Source organism: Streptomyces sp. NPDC002232, assembly GCF_042890295.1.
Taxonomy (GTDB): Bacteria; Actinomycetota; Actinomycetes; order Streptomycetales; family Streptomycetaceae; genus Streptomyces.
In genome coordinates this window covers 180,999-201,978 of the sequence record NZ_JBIARV010000009.1, presented here as the reverse complement: position 1 = coordinate 201,978, position 20,980 = coordinate 180,999, and the positions used below count along the sequence as shown (strand labels likewise).

Annotated in this window: 18 protein-coding genes and 1 pseudogene; 3 read left to right on the top strand and 16 right to left on the bottom strand. The window is 68.1% G+C overall.

The genetic code is table 11. The features are described 5' to 3' along the window. Positions 1–1,040 precede the first annotated feature (1,040 nt). From ACFYXU_RS36575 to ACFYXU_RS36530, 10 genes are all read right to left on the bottom strand, one after another. Entirely contained in the window at positions 1,041–1,577 is a 537-nt protein-coding gene (locus tag ACFYXU_RS36575; RefSeq protein ID WP_389462056.1) for a hypothetical protein, read from the bottom strand. 62 nt (positions 1,578–1,639) lie between these two features. Next, on the bottom strand, positions 1,640–3,358 hold the full coding sequence (locus ACFYXU_RS36570) for an acyltransferase (protein WP_389462054.1): 1,719 nt from the start codon (positions 3,356–3,358) through the stop codon (positions 1,640–1,642). Between the two features lie 180 nt (positions 3,359–3,538). Then, entirely contained in the window at positions 3,539–4,231 is a 693-nt protein-coding gene (locus tag ACFYXU_RS36565; RefSeq protein WP_389462052.1) for an AAA family ATPase, read from the bottom strand. A 17-nt stretch (positions 4,232–4,248) separates the two neighbouring features. Next, positions 4,249–4,668, bottom strand: a complete 420-nt coding sequence (locus tag ACFYXU_RS36560; RefSeq protein WP_389462050.1) for a hypothetical protein — start codon at positions 4,666–4,668, stop codon at positions 4,249–4,251. A 141-nt stretch (positions 4,669–4,809) separates the two neighbouring features. Next, positions 4,810–5,508, bottom strand: a complete 699-nt coding sequence (locus ACFYXU_RS36555) for an AAA family ATPase (RefSeq protein ID WP_389462048.1) — start codon at positions 5,506–5,508, stop codon at positions 4,810–4,812. 41 nt (positions 5,509–5,549) lie between these two features. Next, complete coding sequence (locus tag ACFYXU_RS36550; RefSeq protein WP_389462074.1) at positions 5,550–7,163, bottom strand: Mu transposase C-terminal domain-containing protein; 1,614 nt, start codon at positions 7,161–7,163, stop codon at positions 5,550–5,552. A gap of 113 nt (positions 7,164–7,276) precedes the next feature. Continuing rightward, the gene (locus ACFYXU_RS36545) at positions 7,277–8,452 is read right to left on the bottom strand and encodes an AAA family ATPase (RefSeq protein ID WP_389462046.1); all 1,176 of its coding nucleotides are present in this window, start codon (positions 8,450–8,452) and stop codon (positions 7,277–7,279) included. A gap of 557 nt (positions 8,453–9,009) precedes the next feature. After that, the gene (locus ACFYXU_RS36540; RefSeq protein WP_389462044.1) at positions 9,010–10,851 is read right to left on the bottom strand and encodes a hypothetical protein; all 1,842 of its coding nucleotides are present in this window, start codon (positions 10,849–10,851) and stop codon (positions 9,010–9,012) included. Then, positions 10,848–11,327: an ABC-three component system middle component 2 gene (locus ACFYXU_RS36535; protein ID WP_389462042.1), complete on the bottom strand. Its 480-nt coding sequence runs from the start codon at positions 11,325–11,327 to the stop codon at positions 10,848–10,850. Before ACFYXU_RS36535 ends, ACFYXU_RS36540 begins: the two co-directional genes overlap by 4 nt. Next, on the bottom strand, positions 11,324–12,424 hold the full coding sequence (locus ACFYXU_RS36530) for an ABC-three component system protein (RefSeq protein ID WP_389462040.1): 1,101 nt from the start codon (positions 12,422–12,424) through the stop codon (positions 11,324–11,326). The genes ACFYXU_RS36535 and ACFYXU_RS36530 overlap by 4 nt, the downstream gene beginning before the upstream one ends. 614 nt (positions 12,425–13,038) lie before the next feature. Between ACFYXU_RS36530 and ACFYXU_RS36525 the strand changes: the two genes are divergently transcribed. Further along, positions 13,039–13,293 carry a phosphopantetheine-binding protein gene (locus ACFYXU_RS36525; protein ID WP_389462037.1) on the top strand — a complete coding sequence of 85 codons (255 nt, stop codon included), beginning with the start codon at positions 13,039–13,041 and terminating at the stop codon, positions 13,291–13,293. 843 nt (positions 13,294–14,136) lie between these two features. Further along, complete coding sequence (locus ACFYXU_RS36520; RefSeq protein WP_389462035.1) at positions 14,137–14,850, top strand: hypothetical protein; 714 nt, start codon at positions 14,137–14,139, stop codon at positions 14,848–14,850. A 68-nt stretch (positions 14,851–14,918) separates the two neighbouring features. Here the strand turns inward: ACFYXU_RS36520 and ACFYXU_RS36515 are convergent, their stop codons facing one another. From ACFYXU_RS36515 to ACFYXU_RS36505, 3 genes and pseudogenes are all read right to left on the bottom strand, one after another. Continuing rightward, positions 14,919–15,398 carry a hypothetical protein gene (locus ACFYXU_RS36515; protein ID WP_389462033.1) on the bottom strand — a complete coding sequence of 160 codons (480 nt, stop codon included), beginning with the start codon at positions 15,396–15,398 and terminating at the stop codon, positions 14,919–14,921. A 405-nt stretch (positions 15,399–15,803) separates the two neighbouring features. Then, positions 15,804–15,941 carry a hypothetical protein gene (locus ACFYXU_RS36510; RefSeq protein ID WP_389462076.1) on the bottom strand — a complete coding sequence of 46 codons (138 nt, stop codon included), beginning with the start codon at positions 15,939–15,941 and terminating at the stop codon, positions 15,804–15,806. Between the two features lie 188 nt (positions 15,942–16,129). Further along, a pseudogene (locus ACFYXU_RS36505) lies at positions 16,130–16,207 on the bottom strand (hypothetical protein); the annotation flags it as partial. Between the two features lie 620 nt (positions 16,208–16,827). Between ACFYXU_RS36505 and ACFYXU_RS36500 the strand changes: the two are divergent. After that, positions 16,828–18,204 carry a hypothetical protein gene (locus ACFYXU_RS36500; RefSeq protein WP_389462031.1) on the top strand — a complete coding sequence of 459 codons (1,377 nt, stop codon included), beginning with the start codon at positions 16,828–16,830 and terminating at the stop codon, positions 18,202–18,204. Positions 18,205–18,245: 41 nt separating this feature from the next. Here ACFYXU_RS36500 and ACFYXU_RS36495 read toward each other — a convergent pair whose 3' ends face one another. The 3 genes from ACFYXU_RS36495 to ACFYXU_RS36485 all read right to left on the bottom strand — a co-directional run bounded on the left by ACFYXU_RS36495 (position 18,246) and on the right by ACFYXU_RS36485 (position 20,973). After that, positions 18,246–18,704: a hypothetical protein gene (locus ACFYXU_RS36495; protein WP_389462029.1), complete on the bottom strand. Its 459-nt coding sequence runs from the start codon at positions 18,702–18,704 to the stop codon at positions 18,246–18,248. A gap of 416 nt (positions 18,705–19,120) precedes the next feature. Beyond that, on the bottom strand, positions 19,121–20,239 hold the full coding sequence (locus ACFYXU_RS36490; RefSeq protein WP_389462027.1) for a ParB/RepB/Spo0J family partition protein: 1,119 nt from the start codon (positions 20,237–20,239) through the stop codon (positions 19,121–19,123). Then, on the bottom strand, positions 20,239–20,973 hold the full coding sequence (locus tag ACFYXU_RS36485; protein WP_389462025.1) for a ParA family protein: 735 nt from the start codon (positions 20,971–20,973) through the stop codon (positions 20,239–20,241). The genes ACFYXU_RS36490 and ACFYXU_RS36485 overlap by 1 nt, the downstream gene beginning before the upstream one ends. Positions 20,974–20,980 lie beyond the last annotated feature (7 nt).

Below are 20,980 nucleotides of genomic sequence, written 5' to 3'. Positions count from 1 at the left end.
GCGCGCGGTCTCCTGCGGAGACACGACGCGGAGTGACTGCGTCACTCCCACTGCTGCCGCGCCGCTGCGCGGCGCCAGGTGGAGTGATCCGACGGGCAGTCACCTGCGGTGACTGTGGGGCCGGCCGGTTGGACCGGGCCTGCGGGCCTGTTGTGGGAGGCCGGCCCTTTGGTGCCATGCCCCCTGCGGGGGCATTTCTGCTGTTCATAGGGCTAGTTAGGGTCTGGATCCCGGGTGGTGGGGCCTCCGGTCCCCTGCGGGGCCGGAGGCTACCGGGTCGCGCTACGGCGCTCCCTTGCAGCAGCAGTACGGGCTCTGGTCACTCTCTCCGTCCAGCTGACATCTGACCAGAAACCAGTCACACGGAGTGTGAAGGCTTGGACCTCCCCGTCGCAAGTGGTCTAAACCAAAAAGAATCGCCGAAAGAGGATGAGTAGGGTTTTTGGGCCGAAAAGCAGGTGCCGGCCATCTGTCAAATGCCAAACCCGCAACTCCACATGACGCAACCCCAAATCGCTTTCAGAAACTCATGCTGACACCCCACCAAACGCCATACCGAAACCGCATAAGAAAGGCCCTCATCTCCGAGACGGAATCCGCATGAGGATTCCGTATTCGGAGATGAGGGCCATGAGTCGGTCGCCTTCTCGCACGAGTGCGTAGGCCCGTGCGGGAACCAAGCAGCGCACCCGCCCTCCAGCTGCCGGCCGACGAGCCGCCGTGAGCACCGCGGTCCCCGCCCTACACCCCCGTCCTCGACCTCTCCCGTCCTGTTTGCGGCAGCCCTTCTGTCAGGCGCCCGAGGAGTCCACGGCGTACATCTCGTCCGCGAACTTCAGGTGGTAGCCCGCGCCGGGGCCGCCCGTGGTCACAGTCGTGAGACGGGCTGGGGTTGCAGGGTGTTTCCCAAGGTCAGGCGCGTGACGCTGGCTTGTGTGACTTCTCGTGTGACCGTACCTGTGACTGCATAGAGAACCTCAGTCCGTCGACACGAAGCCGGGCCCCGGCAGCAGCCATCGCCGGGGCCCGGGGGAATCTGCTCAGGCGCCGATGCCGACCGAGGAGACGTGCGCGTAGGCGTTGTAGTCGGAGTCGAGGTCGCTGATGACGTCGTCCCAGATCTCGTCGACGGTGTGGGCGTCCTGGGCGGCCCAGGCATCGACGAGGTCGCCCCAGATGTATCGGACGGTGATGGAGCGCTGTTGGAGGTTGGGGCGGGCTCGTTCGGTGGGGACGTGGGTCTGGTCTACGGGGTAGATCTCCATGCGGCGGCCACGGCCGTTGTTGTCGAGGTGGCGCTTGAGCCATCCGGAGCGGATCAGGTTCACGCGCCGGCGGTGCCAGTAGGCGCTGTCGATGCGCTCGCGGTTCGCCGCGGTGGGGGTGGACTTGCCGCGCATCCAGGCGCGGATGGTGCGGGCGGTGACGCCCTGGTCCTTCAGCGCGGCGCGGCCGGCGGGGCTGTCGAGGTAGCGCAGGCGGGCGCCCAGGCCTCGTTTGGTGGTGATGGGCGAGGCGATGCCGGAGGAGTAGACGATCCGGTTGAGTTCGAGGATGAGGGCCTCGCCGCCCTTCATTCCGCGAGAATTGAACTTGCCGAATTCTCCCCATCGGGTCCACAGGTCGGGCGATCCGGCCATCAGCGCTTACCTCCCAGGATGTAGGTGGTCTTTTCCTTGACCTGGTTCAGATCGCGGCCCTCAGGGAACACCGGGCGCCAGTCTCCCACGACGTGGAGCTCGTCGGTGCCGGAGATCTCGACGACCTGGAGTCCGGCCTTGTGTGCCTTGTGGGCCTTCATCCACAGGTTGGCGAACGCCTTCGCACGGATGATGTGCATCCAGTCCGGGCGGCGCAGCTCCCTGTTCGCACTCGACTCGCCGATGGTGGAGACGAATTTCGAATACATGGCCTTCACATAGGCCACGGTCACCTCGTCGCCCTCGGCGAGGGCGGTTTTCCGGGACTCAGCCAGAGCCCTGCGGAGCTTCTCCAGGAGAGCTTCGGAGGCTCCGGAGACAAGGGAGCGGTGGATGACCGGGGCGTCCGTGAGACCTTGGCGGGCGCAGTCGAGGAGCAGGCGCAGGGTGGACTCGCTGACCCAAAGCTCCCCCGGTTCCATGCGGTTGCCCAGCGGGTTGGGAAGGTCAGGGTGGTCCCAGTCGGCCGGGGTGATGAGGTGCACGCCCGCCTTCTTCGGGTTGTGCACGCCGCTGGTGTCTTCGAGGAGCTGGCCGATCGGGAGCCAGGACTTGAGTGCCGAGAGATAGGCCGCGTTCATGTCGAGGGCGGTCACCTCGATCAGCTCGCCCTTCTTCGCCGCTGCGAAAAGTTCTCTGTTACGCCATTTCGGGCGACCTTCCCAGATTTCGTCGGCGCCTTTCTGGGAGCGCTTTTGCAAGATTCCGTCGGTCGGGGGAAATTCGGAGTGCTCGTAGCGGCCGCCCACGCGGGACTTCTTCAGCAGCTTCATCACGTCCGGGATCGCGCGCTTGACCAGCTCCGCGTGTGCCGTGTCGACGTCGCCGGAGCATGCGGCCAGGACCTCGTGCACCGTGTCGGTGATCTCCTCGACCAGAGTGGTGGAGGCGTACCCCGGGGCAGAGCGCTGACGTACCGGAGCCGGCTCCTGCACGGCGGGCGATGTCGGCGGAGCGGGCACGGGCGACTTGGGGTGGGCGGCCGGCGAAGCGAGCGGCTCGGCGGACGCGGCCGGGGTGCCCGTCATGGTGGGATCGGCTGCGGCGGCCGGAGCGACCGGGGGTTCGGCGACCGCCGACGGCGGGGCGACTTCAGCTGCGGGAGCCGGGACCTCTTCGGCGGCCGGAGCGGCGGCGGGGGCCTGTGGCGTGCCTGCGGCGGCGACAGCCGCCGCACACTCCTCCGCAGTCAGGTGCTGCGGGAAACCGTCCAGTTCGTGGAGGGCGGGCTGCCCGCACAGCACGCACGGCCCCGTGACGACTACGGGTACGGACGCTGGCGGTTGTTGGGGCAGGTCTTGCTTGATCGGCGGGGCCTGATCCGGCTTGGTCTTCGGTTCCGTGGCGGTGAGTGGGGTCTGTACTCGTGGTGCGGGTGGTGCGGGGAAGGTGGGCGTGCCGGCCTGGAGGCTGGGGACGGCGCCGTGCAGAACGCTCACCGCGTGGGTGGGGCCGGCCAGCAGGTCGAGTACGTGGAGCCGGTAGTGCGCGGCGAGGAGGTCGAGGTCTTCCAGGGACCAGTGGCTCTTGGCGGCCTGCTTGCGCGAGACTTGCGCCTGCGATTGGCCGAGGGCGGCGGCGAGGTCGCCCTGTCGTTCACCGGTCCGCGTCATCAGCGCGGACACCGTCAGTCTGAGGGTGTCCTCCGTGCCCATCATGGCCGCGACCATAGCACCACAGAATGCGAAATCCGCATAGGGGATGCAAATAAGGGTTCTGAATGTCGCGTGAGCATGGCAGTGACGGTCGCACGTCATCCCCAGCGAGACGACCGGCCTGATGTGCCGTCCCGGGCCGTCGCCGCGACGCCGTCGACTGCGAACCGCCACGTGCCTGCGCTAGCTGCCCAGTCGGCGGCATGCGGCTTCGATGAGGCCGCCGCCGGAGTGGGTCAGGGGGTCTGTCAGGACGGCATCGATGATGTGGGCGGTGATCTGGGCGAAGGCGCGGAAGTTGCCGCGGGCGCAGCGTTCGTCGGCCCGGGCGATGTGCTGGGGCGGCACCCTGTCCCACATCGGGTGGAAGGCGGGCAGGGCTGCCTGTGTCTGGGCGGGGGTGAGTGGCGCGATGTACTGGCGGGCCAGGACGCGGGAGGCGAGTTCCGGAATCCGCTGCAGGGCTCGGGTGCTTCCCGTTCCGGTCAGGACGAGGGTGGTGGGCGCCTCGGGATGGGTCGCCAGGCGGCACAGGTATTCCAGGGTGGGTGGAGAGAGCCTTTGGATGTCGTCGCAGACCAGCACGTGCGGACTGCGCAGCGCGGTGGCCAGGGCCTGGTCAGTGGTGTTGCGTCGGTTGTCTTGGCGCACGGTGAGCGTGAGTGCTTCGGCGATCGCGTGGCGCAGCTGGGAGACCGTGGCGCCCACGGGCATCGGGACGCGGCGCACGTCCGGGCCGGGTGGCAGGAGGGAGAGGGCGTACTGCAGGGCGATGGTCTTGCCGGCTCCCGGGGCGCCGTCGATGCTCATCACGCCGCCGGCGGCCACGACGTGCCGCAGAGCTGCGGCGGTCTGTTCCAAGGCTTCGGTGACCACGACGTCCGCTTCGGGGATCAGCGTGTCACGCCCGCCGCGGCACAGCCGGGGCCGGCTGTGAAGGGGTGGTCGCCCTCGCAGGGGCAACGGCGGGCCCGGTACAAGGGGGTGGTCAGATCGACGGTGGGGCGGGGACCCTGCTTTCGGGCCCAACGCAGGTCGCATTCGGCTGCCACCAGGGCATCCATCCGTGCCCACGTGATCTCGTCCCAGGCGGGGGCCTTCAGCCACCATCCCGCGCGAGCCGCCCGGGCCCGGGGCGGGGGCTGGTCGCGGGCCTGCCACAGCCAGCGGGTCACCGTCTTCACCGGCACCCGGGCAAGGTGCGCCGCGGCCTGGCGATGCGGGCCCAGCAGCCGACCTGCCTCGTCGATCGCCAGCAGGCGCTCCACCAGCACCGCATGGGCCACCATGCCCTCCCGGATCACCTGCACCATCCGTCATTCCTCACAGGACGAAGGAAGCCGGCGCCGTCGCGGCGGCCGGGGTCGGGGGCGTGTGGACGGGCACACGCTGTCCGCTGGCCGTGGTCGAAGGGCGGTGAGGCTCGGTCGCGGCGCAGGGAGTCGTGTCGGCGGTCATCCCAGGCGGCTGAAGGCCCACCTCAGAACCTCCCGGTCCACTCGTGCACGCCCTGTGCGGGCCAGGGCGGTGCGCAGATGGGCGGTGAGTCTTGCCCAGTTGCGGAAGTTGCCGTGGGTGGCGTGTTCGTCGGCGAAGGTGATGTCGCCGGGGTCAGTGTCCTGCCAGATGGGGTGGAAGAGAGGGACGACCTCCAGGACCTCGTTCGGGGTGAGGCGGGTGAAGTGCTGCCAGATGAAGATCCGGGAGGACAGCATCGGCTCGCGGCGCAGCACGGTGTGGCAGCCCTCGCCGCCGACGAAGATGATCGCGAGTTGTGTGGCGGGTTCGTCCCACAGGTAGCGGAAGTACTCGAATGCCTCCCCGTTGAGCCACTGGGCCTCGTCCACCAGGAAGGTGCGGGGGCGTTCGGCCAGTGCGGTCTTGAGCAGGCGGTCGAACTCACTGGGGTGACGCGGCGGCTCGCCGGGCAGGCCGAGCGCGGTGAACAGCTCGTAGCGCACCGCTCGGGCGGTGGGCCGGGCCCGGAAGGTGATCTTGCGGACGTCCTCGCCGGGCTCGAGTTCACGCAGGCAGGTGTTGACGGCGAGGGTCTTGCCGAAGCCGGCGCCGCCGTGAATGCACATCATCGCGCGGGCGGCGACCGTATCGCCGATGTTCTCCCGCGCGGTGAGCAGAGCGCGGGTGGTAACCACGGACGCATCAGGCAAGTCGACGTACTGGTAGGTGGCCGCGGTCACGAGGCGTCTCCGTCTTCGTCGGTGGTGGAAGGCGCGGCCCGTCCTGCCGGGCCGTCGGGGACCGCAGAGGCTGATTCACGGTCGGACGGGCGCGGGGCGGGCCGGCCCGGCGTGGTCAGCAAGGCCAGGGAAGCAGGGGTGCGCCAGTCGGCTGGCGGCGCGGCTGGCGGGATGAGGTCCGGCAGCGCAAGGTCCGACAGGTCAGTGTCAGTGGCCTGGGCCAGTTCGCTCCCGGCCTGGGCGGTGGTCAGTGCGCCGAGCCGCTGTGGGGCTTCGGCCTGCGTGGAGGCGGCATAGCGCTCGCGCTGGGCAGCCTGAAGATCCTTCTTCAAGCGGCGGGCGCGGGCCGCCCGCGCCCGCCGTACCGCGCTGGCCTGCGCCTCGGTTGCCTGGTCGGCCAGGTCCGCGGGACCCAGGTAGCGGCCGGTGGCCACGTGGTAGACCTCGATGCGGTGGTCGTGGTGGGGCATGAAGCGGACCCGGACCTGAATTCCGGTATGGCCGGTCATCCACTGGCCCACGTAGTCGCGTTTCCTGAAGCGGATGCCGCGAGTGGTCAGCGTGCGGGTGCCGGCGTCCTCCAGGGTGAACGTCCACAAATCCGCGGCCGGCACGTCCCGCAGCGGGGTGGGATCGTCCTGCCACGCCTCAAGCGGGGTCTGGCCCCGCAACGGCGCGGGCTGGTGTTCGGTGTTCCACCACCGTGTCCAGGCGAGCAGACGGGCGGTGAAGTCCTCGAAACTGAGCAGTACCTCGTCCTTCGGGCGGGAAGGCCGTTTGCCGGGGCGCGGCTGACGGACGTAGCCGGGCAGCGCGGCCAGGAACATGCTCTCCACCGCCCGGTTCAGGCCCTCCACGGTGCCCTTGAGGTGCGGGGTGTAGGCGGGCAGGTCCTCCACAGTGACGTCGAGGAGATCGAACGCTGCGGTCACCGTCCGGGACAGGAAATCCTTGCCTCGGTCGACGCGTACCTTCTCGGGCAGGCCACCGAGGGGTCCGTAGGGGTCCTCGCGCAGGACCGCGGAGCGCAGCGCGGCCAGCACCGACTCCCGCGACGGATGCACCGGCGTCACCGCGACACCGGTGATCGCATTGGTGGCGCAGTCGGTGAACCAGGTGATCCACGGCCTGCGGGCCCTGCCGTCGACATCGACCAGCACCGGGGCCTGCATGTGGTCGGTCTCCCACACCTGGTTACGCCAGCCCCGCGGCCGAGCCAGAAACACATCATGCTTACGGGCCTCACGTTCACCACCGGCAAGCCCGGCCCGCTCCCCCGGCGACAGATCACGGCGGATCGCCCGATGCAGCGTCGGAATCGACGGCGGCGGATCCCCCTCTCCCCTGGCCGCGCGAGCGGCCAGCTCACGATGAACCGCCGCGACGTTGCCCTTCCACAAGGCCAGCAGGCGGCGCACTTCCGGGGTGACGGAGAAACGGTCTTTGCTCTGGGCTCGCGCCCCAGGTTCCGCGGCCGCGGACTCGTCACGCTCGGCAGCGGCAAGCCACCGCCACACCGTGCGCTCGGTCACTTCCAACGACTGAGCCATCAGCCGCACATGCCGCGTTGTCAGTTTCTGCTCCTGCCGCAGGGCGAGCAGCCGGCGCACGGCGGGGCCGCGCAGCGCCGACAGGGAGGAAGAAGGCAGGCCTCCCCGCACGCCCGGTCCCTCCCCGTGCGCGCCAAAGCGGGAAGCGTCCTCTGCCGGCTCGGGCGCGCCGGTCACAGCGGTCCCATGAGCCGTGCGCAGGCCCGCTCCAGCATCCGGCGGTCCACCACCGCCCGGCTCTTGCCGTAGGTCTCGGCGGTCAGGTGCGAGGTCAGCTTCGCCCAGGTCCGGAAGTTGCCGTGCCCCACATGCTCGTCCACCCACGCGACATCGTCCGCGGTCACGTCCTCCCACAGCGGGTGGAAGGCAGCCATCACGGTGGCCACCTCCCGCTGGCTGAGGCGCGGCACCAGCTCCCAGGTCAGCACCCGAGAGGCCAGCGCAGGTACCCGGCGCAGCGCCCGTTCGCTGCCCGCACCCGCGAGCACGAGTGCCGTATCCGTGTCCGGGTGGTCCCACAGCCCGCGCAGAAACTCCAGCGCCGGTCCCGGAAGGCGCTGTGCCTCGTCCAGGACCAGCACGCGGGGCTGCCGCAGCGCGTTCACCAGCGTCAGGTCGGCCTCCCCCGCCCCGCGCGGCAGCCGCCTGCCCAGCTCCAGAGCGTCCGCGAGTACCCGGCGCAGTTCCGGAACCGTCGGATGCACACCGACATGGACTCGGCGGACCCGGGCCGGGTGCGGCAGCTGGGACAGGGCGTACTGCAACGCGACGGTCTTGCCCTGACCGGCGTCGCCGTACAGACACACCACCGCCCCCACCGCGGCCGCGTGCGCGACCGTCCGCAACACCGACCGCACAGCGGACGTGTGCACCACCTGGGCGCCCGGCACCAGGACCGGGACCTGCGCCAGATGCTTCTGCTCCCGCAGAAAAACCTGCCCACCGCCACCCTGCTCGGCCACCACGTTCAGGCCCAGCTCGCTGAGGGGATCCGGCCGGCGCGACCCGGCCACCACGGGCTCCCGCCCGGTCAGCAAAGCCCGCCCCGCCCGACGGTCCCTGCGGATCACCCGGTGCAGAGTCGACGCCGACGGAACCGACGCCCCGCCAGCCGCGGCCAGCCGGCGTCTCAGCTCAGCGACGTTCCCTCCGACCTCGCCCAGCAGCGCCCACACATCGTCCGACACCGCATACCCCTGCCGGACCGGAGCCTCCACCTGCCCGGTCGCCTTCGCCTGCTCCAACCAGCGCCACACCGTACGCTCCGAGACACCCACCGTCTCACCGACCGCACGCACATGCCGCGTGGCCAACTCCCCCGCCTGCTGCCGCTCCAGCAGACGACGCACCACTAACCCCCTGGGCAGCACAGGCCCACGGCCGGCCCTTACCTCTTGATCCACGCCCCGATCACACTGGCCGGGCCCACCTCACCGCATAAGAACTCTCGAACCTGAGACAACATCAGGTGCCATGCGATAAAGCCCCACGACAGCGATCCCACCCAACAACCTCTCACCCCATGACAGCGGCATGCCCACCCGTAAACACCCACTGACCAGCCCCGCAACACCCATCCCCAGACCAGCGCGACCGACTCTCACCACCACCGACACCAACCCGAGAGATCGCACCCACGCGTGCGGGGAGCAGCCGATGAGGCTGGAGACCCCGCGTGCGCCCCCAGGATCCATCCCCGCGGGCGCGGGGAGCAGCGGGTCGTGACCTCGAGGTAGCCGGTGTCCGGGGGACCATTCAGGCGTTCAGCTCGGTCGTGGTCGGCGCGTTGATGGGACCATCGCTGCAGGCGCAGGGAGCTCACCACCGACCAACACGCCGCCTCACGAAGCTCGGCGTCGACGGGACCTGACCAAGGCACGCCCGGCTGCCGTTGTGGGGCTGGTGCTCACTGCCTGAATCGGGGTGGGAAGAATCCTTGGCGTTCCGAGCCGTCCACGCTGAAGGCGTGGACGGTGGCACGCCCTCTGATGCTCGCTGGCGGTGTCGGGTTCTCGATCACGATGACCTGACCCGGCGGATTCTCCAGGAGGTCGCGATAGAAGTTCTCGGCGACGTCGGCGGTCATGAGCTCGGGGCAGTCTTCGTGAGGGTCTTCGGGCCGGCGGTAGGTGAGAACCGGAGTGTCAAGCACGACGAAGCCCGGGTGGATCAGGTCGCGGGCTGTGTTCCGGCGCGCGAGTGATACGGCGAAGGCGGCGTGAAGAATAGACCTCATGCCCCTGCCGCGGCTCTTTCGCGGTTGTCCGTCAACGGAGAGCTCGGCAGTCGTCGGGTCGTAGCGGACTTGGTTGCTTCCTGGAACATGCCAGGCTTCCAAGGTCTCATGGATCATGCGCTCGAAGTCGGCGACGTCGGCGGCGGGGATGCCGTCGGGGCGGGCAGCTGGCGGAGCAGGAGCCATGGTGGACAGCGATGCCTTGAGGTCTTCGAGCTGCTCGATCTGAACGTGCAGGGCAAGCTCGTTTTCCACCCGGGAGCGGGCGTTCAGCAGTTCGGTGGCGTCCGTGTCGACCGGTTGGATCCGTTGATCGAGTGCGCGGAGCTCCGCAGCGTTGTGCGTGAGTTCTTCGTCTCGGGCGGCGCGGGCCGATTCGATGTCCGCTGCCTGCTCTTGCAAGTCCTCGATCATGAGGAGGAGGTCGTTGAGCAGATCCTTTGTCTTACGTGTCTCGGCAGATACAGACGCTGCCAGCTGCGTGCTCTCGGCGAGGTGGTGCTCCGGGTGCTGGTGCTGGGGCTCGGCACCGCAGAAGACGCAGGTCCCGGTGTGGAAGTAGCCCAGGAGCGTCCCGGCTTCACCGACCATCTGGAGCCGGGCCAAGTCGGACTCGTATTGATCTTTCAGCAGAGCGAATCGTGCCAGCAGCTGCTGGACCTCGTCACCGTGCTTCTGGGCGGCGAGGTTGATCTCTTCCAGGCCCCGGCGGTCACGGAGAAGGCTGGTGCGGACTTCCGCGAGGGCGACGGCGGCGGTGGTCACCTCGCCGAGGGCAGCCTGCAGGCGTTCGAGCTGCTCCCGCAGTTGAGACTGGTTCGCCTCCATCGTGAGCCTTCCGCGGTTCTCGTCGATCAGGTGGTCGATGACCGCGATCTTGCCCTTGCCGAACTGCTTCTCCAGATTGCTGGGCGCTGCAGGTCGTTCCGGCTCCTCCTCTCCGCTGATGAGGAGCTTGAAGACGGACTTCTCCCTGGTCTCGTTCTGGGGCATCCGGGTGCCGAGCACGGGGGACCTCTGGTCGGCCATACGCGTGTCGTTGACGACGGCCAGGCGGGCCAGGTCCCGGAAGTTGAGCGGCAGCGCCTTGCCGGTCGAGTTCTGGAGAACCCTTCGGCCGTCGATCCCCAGCACGGTCAGCAGATAGCGGGAGATGTTCTTCTTCGATTTGGGGTTGTGCTGGTAGCCCAGGGTCTCATCGGCCGGCTGGGAAGGGACGTCTCGGAGGTCGCGGTTGAACACCTCGATGGTGTCGCCGCCGACGGCGCGGGAGAGGGTCAGGCTGCGGCCGTCGCTCACATGCAGGCCGAGGAGGATGCGGGTGTAGCCGTCGTCTTCCGGGATGGACTTGAGTTCGCTGGCGCCCAGCATGTAGTCCACGGCCTCTTCGACGTAGGACTTGCCCGTGTCGGAGGCTCCGTAGATGACCGTCAGGCCGGGACTGAATTCTACGGCCGCCGGGGGCTTGTCCATGCCGAGGAAGGTCAGGTGGACGAGCGTCAGTCTGATCACAGGACGTCCTCTCCGAGGTCGCCGGGGCTCACGTGGATGCGGTCAGACCAGCGTTGGGTGATCTGCTTCATGCCCTCGCGGACGTCCGTTCCTTCATGCATGTAGGTGCTGGTGAGCCAGTCGGCTCTTTCGATGAGCTGGCCGACATAGGGAGCTTCCAGGGCGCTGAGGAAGCTCGCTGCCTCGTCTGTGGCCCCGTACATGAAGCCGTGGTCGGTGGTCGTCATGTCGGCGAGGCCGGCGCGCAGCAGGACCATGAGTCCCTGCTCGATGAGGCGCCGGCGCAGGCCGAGCTCGCCGGGGCTGGCCGGGAGGTCGGGGTGGAGGCTGACGGGGCCGTGATCGAGGTCGCCGCTGTGGAGCATGGCGTGGTCCAGGTAGACGAGCTGGGCGACGTCCAGGCGGCGGGGGAAGGTCTCCGACAGGAGCACCAGAGCACGCATCCCGGCCTCCACGGGGCTGTTGAGAGCGGTCACGGGGTCTCCTCTTTGCACCAGGTCAGCCGGTCGGCGTTGGCCAGGCGATGACACATGCCCTTGAGGTCGATGACCTTCACCACGGGGGCGAGGATGTTCGCGGGGTTCGGCTGGTGGGCGACCGCCGCGTCGAGCACGGCTTCGAGCCGTGCGTAGCCGCTGACGTGATCTCGGTCTTCGATCTCGATCACGGCGTCGTACAGGTCGGTCTCGATCGCGGTGTAGGTCGCCTCCGGGACGCTCTCCTGCGCGAAACGCCACAGCGACTCGGCGTGGAAGAAGGCGGCACGCTGGCGGAAGAGGTGGCCGCTGACCTTCGCATGGTCGCGGGCCGCTTGCAGTGTTTCCAGGGCGAGGCCGTGTTTCGCGTTGTAGGCGTCCAGCAGCTTGCGGACGTAGACGGCTTCGTGGGGGGCCTGGTCGGTTGGGGCCGGGTCGGCGGCGGGGCGCTCCTTAAGCGGTTTCGGGAAGCGTCTTACGTGGTGGGGAGTCGCGGCGTGCAGTTCGAGAATCTCTTCGAGGTCCCTGGCTTTGAACATCGAGAAGTCCGTTTTCTGCGCCAGCTCCCCCACAGCTGTGCGGATCTCTGGGGTGAGCTTCTTCCCAAGCTTGGAGTCCTGGTCGTTCCACGCCTCGAAGAACCCGTCCTTCAGCTGTGGCGGGTTGAGCAGGAGTCGCTCCAGTGTGGTGCCGATCTTGGGCGCGACGAAGACGTACCGTGTGGGCAGCTCGTAGGTGCCGAGGATCTTCGCGACGAAGATTTTGACCATCTCCGGGAAGGCGTCCGCCTGCCCGAGTGCCTTGGCGTAGTGCTTGCACTGGTAGCAGTGCCATTCACCCGCGGTGCCTTGCTCGGAGAGGCAGGCTGCGACGTCCGCTCCGCGGTCGCCGGCGCCACCCATCCTCTGCACCCGGACGTAGGGACGCCCAGCCCACGTGCCGAACTGGTGGACCCACTCGACGGTGAAGTCCTCCCAGTCGTCTGCGTTATAGATCCACTGCAGGTACACCTGAGGGGTTGGCAGGGGAGCGCTATGGGTCGGCGGGGCAACTACGACGACGTCCGGGGACTTGGGCTCCGGAAAGCCCTCAAACACCGGTCGAGCTCCGTTCCGCCCCGGCTCAAGCCCCCCTGCCATTACCCACCCCCGGCCCCACCGCCACGCAAGATCACTCACGGTAGTGATATCACCCCGCATGGTCCATCAGGAAGGCACCGGGGCAACCTCACCACTTGGAATTGGTGGTCGATCACTCCCAGCCCCCGGGCCAGCCAAGTGGCGGAAGGGGTCGAGCAAGGTGCATGCAGCAGGCGTTCCAGTACGGCTTGGCAGCCCATGCGCAGTAGGTGAAGCAGGGCCGACGGGACAGACCGCGCTGGCGCCGACCAGCCTCAGGATCCCTGTGCCTGGCGCCCGCAGTACCCGGAAATCTTGGGTGGCAAGAAGCCTGTCGAGCGAGCGGCTCGCCGTCGACGGTGAGGCGGACCCAGTGACCGTGAAGCTGGTCGTATGAGTTTCGAAAACGAAATCCAGGAGGGATCGGCTGAACGCCATCCAGCTCGCCGCACCCGCGAAGCTGGGTCTTACGGGGTGCGCGTCACCGCCATAGGGCCAGTTCAGCGCGCGTCACACGCTGCGGCTGATGGCCCATTAGTCTCTTGGCGACTTTGATCAAGCACATAGGTGACAGTGCATGCGGAGGAGCGTCCATGTCTGAGCACGTCCAGGCATCAGAGGTTGAGGCCACGGTGATCGCGATCATCAAGGACAGCCTCAGCCCAAAGGTGGAGATCACCCCGGCCACCAAGTTCAAGGAGGACCTCAAGGCCGACGAACTGGAGGTCTACGAGGTGATCTACAGGATTGAGAACGAGATGGGCACCACCATTCCGGAGTCCGAGGCGAACGACGTCGAGACAGTCGCCGACCTGATCAAGCCCATCCAGTCTCGCCCGGCCCGCTGACTCTGAACCTGCGGGTACCTAGACCATCAACCAAGAACCCTGGTTGCTGGCGGTTTCATTACCCGGGCGGGCTGGGTCCGCGGACCACGAGCACGGGGATGCCCGCGAACTCGAGCCAGCCGGTCTCCTACTGCCGCAGGGTGTCTTTCTCGGCCGCGACGTACCGGGCGTGCTTCTGGCCCGCCGTGCGGTCCAGGCCGGCCAGGCCGGCGGGACGTGGACCTCGCGCATGGTGTCGATCAGGTCGGGGAAGCGGCCCTCGCGGCGGGCCTGGGCCAGCTGCGAGGACAGCCGCCGGTACATCGGCGGCGTGTACGGCAGGACACCTTCGGCCGCGAGCCGGTACATGACCTGCCGCAACGTGACCTTGAGCGGCGCGTACCCGTCCACGATCTGCCGCGCCCGTTCCACGACGAGGGGCCACCGGATCCGTTCACGGGCCATACCGGTACATGTACCCCTCCGCGCCGCCGCCGGCCCCCGGGATACGGATCGACCTCTCCCCTCGGCTATCGCGAGGTAAGAGGTGTCGTTTTCCGAAGGGGGCTTGCCCACGGATGCTGACCTGCGCGAATGGAAGATCACCGGATTCGGGGGGTCCCACTCACGGTCACACCTGCGGTCCCCCGCCTAGTGCACCCGTGCAGACACCTCTCCAGACCCCTTCCGGTGCAACCCTCCTGCGGGTCGAGGTGCGCCCGGCGGCCCTCCCGGCCGGGGAGGCTTGTCCAGGTGCGCTGAACGTGTGGAGGCCGGGCCTGAGGCGTGCCTGGGTCGCCGCGCAGCGATTGGGCTTCAGCGAGCCGATCGGCCCGTGCACGGACCATATCTGCGAGACAGGGCATGGGACGACACAAGCTGCACAAGCCACGCGCGCCGCGCGATGAGGTTGGGCAGCCGACGGAGTGGTTCGGCACCTCGTTCCACTCCGTGCGCGGGATGCAGCACCTGGACGTGCGCCGGTCCGGCAACGGCATCCTGATCGCCTCCTCCCCTGCCGAGATCAACGGCTCCCCGGCCTCGTGGCAGCTGCGCCTGCGCAACGACGACGGCGGCCAGGGCCTGAACGAGATGGGTGCGGCCATGAAGGCCAGGCGTGGGCACGTCTACAGCATGAGCGAGGAGCCCGGCGTCAAGACCGTCCTGGCGTTCCTCCCGAACCACCCCGCCGAAGCCGTCGGCACGCTGGCCCGCGTCCATACCGGCGAAGGCCCGGACGGTGACGTGGTCTTCGAACGGTCCGCGGAGCGGCCGATGGGGTTGTGGGCCGAGGCCGGGGAGAACCTCCTGCGGATCGTGCCGCAGCTCGGCCCGGACGCGCCGGCCGACGGAGTTGGCGACTGCCTGCCGTGCCCCGGCTGCTACCGGCCCGTCTACGAGAGCTCTTCCTCACACACCCTCATCGGCGCCGGACCGTTCCCCCTGGCCGGGCTGTGCGGGCTGTGCGGGCTGTGCGCCGACGGCAGCACGCTCCGCTCGCTGCGCCAGACCGAGGGCGTCCCCGTCGGCCCGGATCAGCTTCTCGTCCTGGAGACCGTCGCCGCCGCGATGGCGTAGCCCGGCACCTGGGCAAGCCCGCCCGCGCGGAGGGCTTACCCAGGGTCGCCTCAGGCTTGCCCAAGCGCTCAGACTTGCCTGGAGGCCGGCTCCCACAGCGGGTGGGCACGACCGGTGCCGTCGCAGTGGAAGCACCGGCCGCCCTCGGGCGTGCTGCGGGCCCCGATGGCGTCGACGGCCTGGCGCAGGAGCCGGGTGAGGCAGTCGACGTGGGCCGGGTGCAGGGCGCGTTCGTGGCGCTTGCCGACCATGACCTCCAGGGCGACCCCGGGCCCGGCGTAGCCCAGTTCCGCAGTGACGCCGTGGGGGACCGTGCGGATGAGGTCGTGGAGGTGGCCCATCATCTCCGTCCCGGACAGCTCCACCCGCGCGGTGAACCGGACATCATCCGGCTCGGTGAGGGCCAGCAGCGCATCCGGCCGCTCGAACGGCACGAGGCGGCCAACCGGGTCGCGGTGTGCGGCGTGAAGGCGCGCCAGGGCCAGCCACATGTCGCCCGCATCGCTCTGCCCGAGCACGGCCGGGATCTCCTGCTTGTTTCGTCTCATGGCTCTGGTGTACGACCGGCGAGGAGGGGTCGGCCGGCTCCGGGCCGTCGCGTCCCAGACGGTGACTCCACGACCTCGGAAGCCGTCCCGTCACCGGGCGCTGGGCGAGCCCTCCGAGTCGAGGGCTTGCCCAGCAGCACCCGTGACCGATCCACGGGCCGGCTGTGACCGATCCGCCTCCCTGGATCAGTCAACCAGCACGTCAGCGCCGTGACCGGTCCATGCAACTTCCCGCCGAGACGGTGACCGGTCATCGGTCACACGTCATCGGTCAGCCGGGCCCTCGCGGGGAAGACCAGAGTGGTTGTGACCGATCCCGCCTGCCGGGAGCGCCTCCGGCCGGGGTGGGCAAGCCACCCGCGAGGGTGGCTTGCCCAGGCTCCCCTTGGGCTTGCCCAGCGCCGGTCACCGGTCAGCGGCCGACCGCTTCGGGTAGCGGGCGCGGCGCCTGTGCGGGTCGTCGACGCCGATCTCGTACCAGGGCTCGCCGCGCTGGAGCCGGGGCAGGGTGTTGACCCACACCGCGATGGTGACGCCCTCCACGGCAGCCGTGAGCGTCTGGCGGCGGTTGTTGAGGAGTGTTCGGCCTTGCCCGCCAGGACGACGTGCAGCCGCGGGAAGGTGGTGGAGCGGGTGTAGCGGTGGCGCTGCCAGAACGGGTACGTCCCGCCGATCGTGCCGCAGGCTCCTTCCCAGACGCGGTGCCCGGCGTAGCGCTCGTAGTCCCAGACCTCGTTCGCGAGGCGGGCCTGGGACATGGTTCCGTTGTCGAGTTCGAAGAGGCGGACCTCGCTGGTCTTGGTCGGCACGGCGAGGACGGCATCGATGTTGAAGGACAGACCCGTCTGCTTGATGGCGTGGTTGACCTCCACCAGTTGGCCCTCACCCTCCGGCAAGGAACAACCCCCACGCCACCATCACCCACCGCACCGCCGGTGAGCGGGGCGCGGTCAGTGCGGGCGGGAGGCCCAATTGGCCGAGCGATCACTGGAGACGGCCACGCCCTCACCCACCCCTCCCCCATCGTCCCCTCCGCTGGCGCCCCTGGCGGGCCCCGAGCGGCGCGGCGCCGGGTATGCCCGGTGAGCGGGAGTCGAGGCCGCAGGCTCGATCGGCTAAGCCATAACCGGCGACGCACCCAAGCAGGACGGACTGTCGAACCAGCCGTGAGCTCCCTGTGGCCCAAAGCACGGTGGAAAGGGGGCGGGAGCGCACGCTGCGGCCTGACGATCGGGCGGATCAGCCAGTTTTGTGATGGATCAGGACAACGGCCTGACCTCGGCGGACCTATTCGATCAAGCATTCGCTAGAACTGGGTGACGCGGTTGGCCGGGAGGCCTGCCGCGTGACTACACCTGACCGCACGTCTCTTGGGGGGAAAATCAACAGCTCGATACGCCTTCGCTCCTTACGTACCCCTGTGTTAGCCGTGGCCACAGCGCTCGCGATAGTGCCACTCTCTCCTGCCACGCCCGTAGCAAAGGCCGACAAACCTGTCGGCCAGGCCCGCACCTACGTCGTGCCAGCAGGATCCCCGCTGCCGTCTGTGGCGGATCTTCGTGCGGGCGCCGAGCAGCAACTGGCCGCGGCTGAAGGCCGCGTGGGACCGACGACGCCGCTCGAAGTGGTTGGTCCCGCCGCCGGCTACGGAAGGAAGACCACCGTTCCTGCCGTGACGCCCCGGCCCACTGCCCTGGCCTCCAAAGCGCTGCCGACTCTGGCGGCAGTGTCATATCCGGAGCCGGCACGCACCATGTCCCTGGCCGAATGCAAGGCGAACATGGGCGGCACCGCGAAGGTTTACATCAAGTCCCGATTCGCCGTGTGCACCGCTCTGCAGGTCACTACGGTCTGGGCCAGGTCATCGGGACAGGTGGGTACCAGCTCCTACACCGTGTACATCCGTGGCACGGTGCCCAAGGAGTCCGACCGCACGATGTTCTTCGACTACGACCTCACCAACTTCGTCTCCGTCGGCACCACAGGCGCGGCCGGGATGCGTATCGGCCTGAAGGGCGTCATTGCTCAAGACTGGCCCGCGGCTGCGAGGCCCGTCCTCAGTAACACGCTCCCCGTCACCAAAACGCTGACACAGATGAAGGCCAGTCCTCACTACACCCACACGGTGCGCTACGCCCCCGGCCAGGGCAGCGGCGCGGGCGCGGCAGACCTGATAGCGGCGGTCTACCAGCCCGAGATCGTCAGCACCATGCCCCCGGGGTGGGTTGGGCCGAGCCCGGTGACCGGCAAACCGTTCATGTTCGCTCCGCGCTGGGACGCGGCCTCTTACCTCCGTAACTCCACCGGCAGCGGTAACCCCGCGAACAAGGGCGGAGCCGCGTTCAGCATGGTCGGCACCCTGGCATACAGCTCCAAGGCCGGCGCACCTGAGAAGGCAGTGGCCGATCACATCAAGCAGGCGTTCGCCAACCCTGTGGCGACTAAGCCGCTGAACGCCCACAAGAACGTTCCTGGCGACAACCTGCAGGAGCCTCTGCACCGGCTGTTCCTCGACAAGAGGCGCCGGGACCGAAACCGTGCGGTCGCAGTCCGCGAGTGCACCCGCTACTGGGGTACGAACTACACCTCCGGCGGCACCAAGGAGTGCGACGAGTTCCCCTTCGCCACCACCTATGAGGGTTCCGCCGCTTCCGAGTTCGACGTACATGTCGAGAAGAACAACTTCTCCGTCCTGCCCGTCCCTGGCGTACAGAACGGCGCCGCAGGCAACCTGCTGAGCGGCTTCTACAACGCCAATCGGATCATCGATGGTCTGGAAGACGGCTTCATCGTCAAGATCAACTGAAACCGGGTGTGTGGCCGGCAACAGGGCGCCGGCCACACACGTCAGACTTTCGGCCAGAAATCGATCACGTACTTCTCCACGCCGTAGGCGACGCCCTCCGTCTGTGTCACCCGGGCCACCTCGGCGCGCCCGGTGCAGCCAGCTCTCACCCGCCACCACCCCGGCTTGCCCAGACGGATCAGGTGGTCCGATCGGCCCAGGGTCATCGTCCACACAGCAACATCCCCGGTGGTCGTCTCAAAGTCGACCTCGCCGTGCTCGTCCCACGCGTCCCTCGTGGCAGGTGGTTCTGAGTCCCATACGCTGACCTCCACGCTGGCGGTGTGCGTGTGGCCAGCGCTGAAGAAATCGAAGCGGCGCTCGTGCTGCCGAAGGAACACACCCCACTCGAAGTCGTCTCCGAACGGCACAGGGACCGCGTTGTCATCGGACTCCTGGAAACCGAACCCGCGGAACGCGACCTCGACGTCAAGGAGTTCCTTGAGTAGTACCTCGGACACGGTGTCTCTCCTCCCCTGCAGGCCTCTCAACAGGCCCCTTGCTGTGTCCATAGGTACATGGAATTCCGGCGTCGCCCTCTTGGATCCCGCCAATGTGCCCTGGTCCCCCACCGCCCGCAGCAGGGGACCTCGTTCACGGTCTTGCTCGACGCGGAGAAGAAGGAGGCACACGCACCACCGCTCGTCCGATGTTGAACGAGCGTGAGGCCGCGGCCGCGTGTGTGATCAGTCGCTCCACCATCCGCCAGCACCGTGAGGCAGGACCGCCAACGGGTCAGAGGAGGTGCAGAAGCGTCACTGGCTGATCCCGGTCGAGGTGCGGGACGGTATCAACCCCCTCTGCCATCCGGCCGAAGGGACGCCTATAGACGGAAGCCCCTGCTCTTCACTCTGAAGAGCAGGGGCTTCTGGCCGGGCTACGCGTCTCGGAGAAGGCCAGCAGCAACTTGCTGGAGGATGCCTGCGAGTGAAGCGCGGGCCTGCGGGGCGAGGTCCCCTCGCATATCAGTGATGACAGCTTCCACGCCCTGGCTGAGTCGGAAGTAGCGCAGGATGAATGCGCTCCGCTGAGCCGGGTCCAGCTGGCCGAATGCGGCGTCCATGAGTGCGGAGCCGTCCTGCCCTGCCGCCTCGGCAGCCGGCGGTTCCTGAACCGCGGGCGGAGTGACCCGAGGTTCAGGAACCAGGACGACGGGCTCGCTGTGGGGGGACGCCACCGCCACCACTCCCCCGGTGCCCATTGCCGTTTCCGGGGCGGCCTTCAAAACCGGGTTTTGAACCGGCGAAGCCTCCGGAGCGGCCGTGCGCTTCCGCGGGGCCTTCGGCTCCTGAGCCTTGCGCAGCTCCTCAGCAGCGAGAGCCTTCTGCTGCTCCGGGTCCTGAATCTTGGCGATCTTCTCAGCGGTCTTCACCTTGAGCTGCTTGGTGTCGACGGCGTCTTGGAGCTCGGGCGGCAGGTTGAGCAAGGCCAGGCGGTTGGAGACGTACATCTGCGACTTGCCGATGCGCTCCGCGACCTTCTCCTGGGAACCGTGGCGTTCCACCATCCGCTGCAGGAACTCGGCCTCCTTGTAGGGAGGGATGTTCTTGCGGTGGATGTTCTCGATGACGACGGCTTCGTCGAGCTTGTCGTCGTTTTCGTTGCCGAGGCGGTCCCGGACTCGGATCTCGAACTTCGTCCACCCGAGCTGCTTGGCCGCGTGGAAGCGCCGGTTGCCGAGAATGACGACCCACTCTGCGTCGCCGAGCCGGGAGCCGTGTTCGGGCTTGACTCTCAGGAACGCGTCGCGGGACATGACGACGGCCGGCTGGAGCTGTCCGACGGACTTCATCGACTCCTTGAGTTCCCGGAAGTCGGGGTCGTCGTCGCAGTAGTCGGCGTCGGTCCGCGGGTTCTCCGGATTGCCGACGAGCATGTGCATGTAGACGGTGTTCGGCGGTGTCTCCGCCTTGACCGGCTCGTCGGCAGAGGCTCGCTTGCTGCCGGGCTTGCCCGGTCCGTCGAGGAGGTCGGCCCAGGGCTTCTTCGTCGCCATCAGCGGGCGCCCTTCTTGCCGGCGCCGAGCTCGAGGGCGAGCTGGTAGAAGTCCTCGCGGGCTTCCATGGCGACCCGGTTCTTCTTGTACTGCGTGACGACGGTGCCTTCGAGCGCTGCCCGGGTGTGGACCTTGTAGTGGCGGACGACCGTGTTGGCGAGGTTCCAGCCTTGGGCTCGCACGAAGTCCTTGGTCTGGTCGAGGTCGGCTTCGCCGTCGCGCGGGTCCCAGTTGTTAATGACGACGAGGTAGGGGATGCCGAGGGGCTTGACCACTTCCTCGATGGTGTCGCGGGTCGGCATGAACCCGAGCGGCTCAGGCTCGACGGGCACGATGATGTCGTCAGCGTTGGACAGCACGGCGCGCATGGCGTCGGCAGCGGTGCTCTTGCCGAACGGGTCGCCAGCCTCTTCCTTCTCGTCCTCGGGGAGGTCCATCCATCCCGGGGTGTCGATGAAGGCGTGCTTGATCTTGCGGGACTTCTTCAGAGCGGAGAAGAGCTCCAGGTCGTCCTTGGAGTTGATCTGCTCGAAAGAGAAGGGCAGCTCGTTGCCGACCCGCTCCGACCACCAGGTGGTCGAGCCCTGAGGGTCAGCTGAGACGGCTGCTACGTAGTGGGGGTCGCCCTCGGGGGCTGTGCCCAGAACGTGGGCGGTGATGGCCGCGGTGTTGACGGTGAGAGTCGACTTGCCGACTCCACCCTTGCGGTTGATGAGCGCGGTGATCCGTGCCATGGGTGGT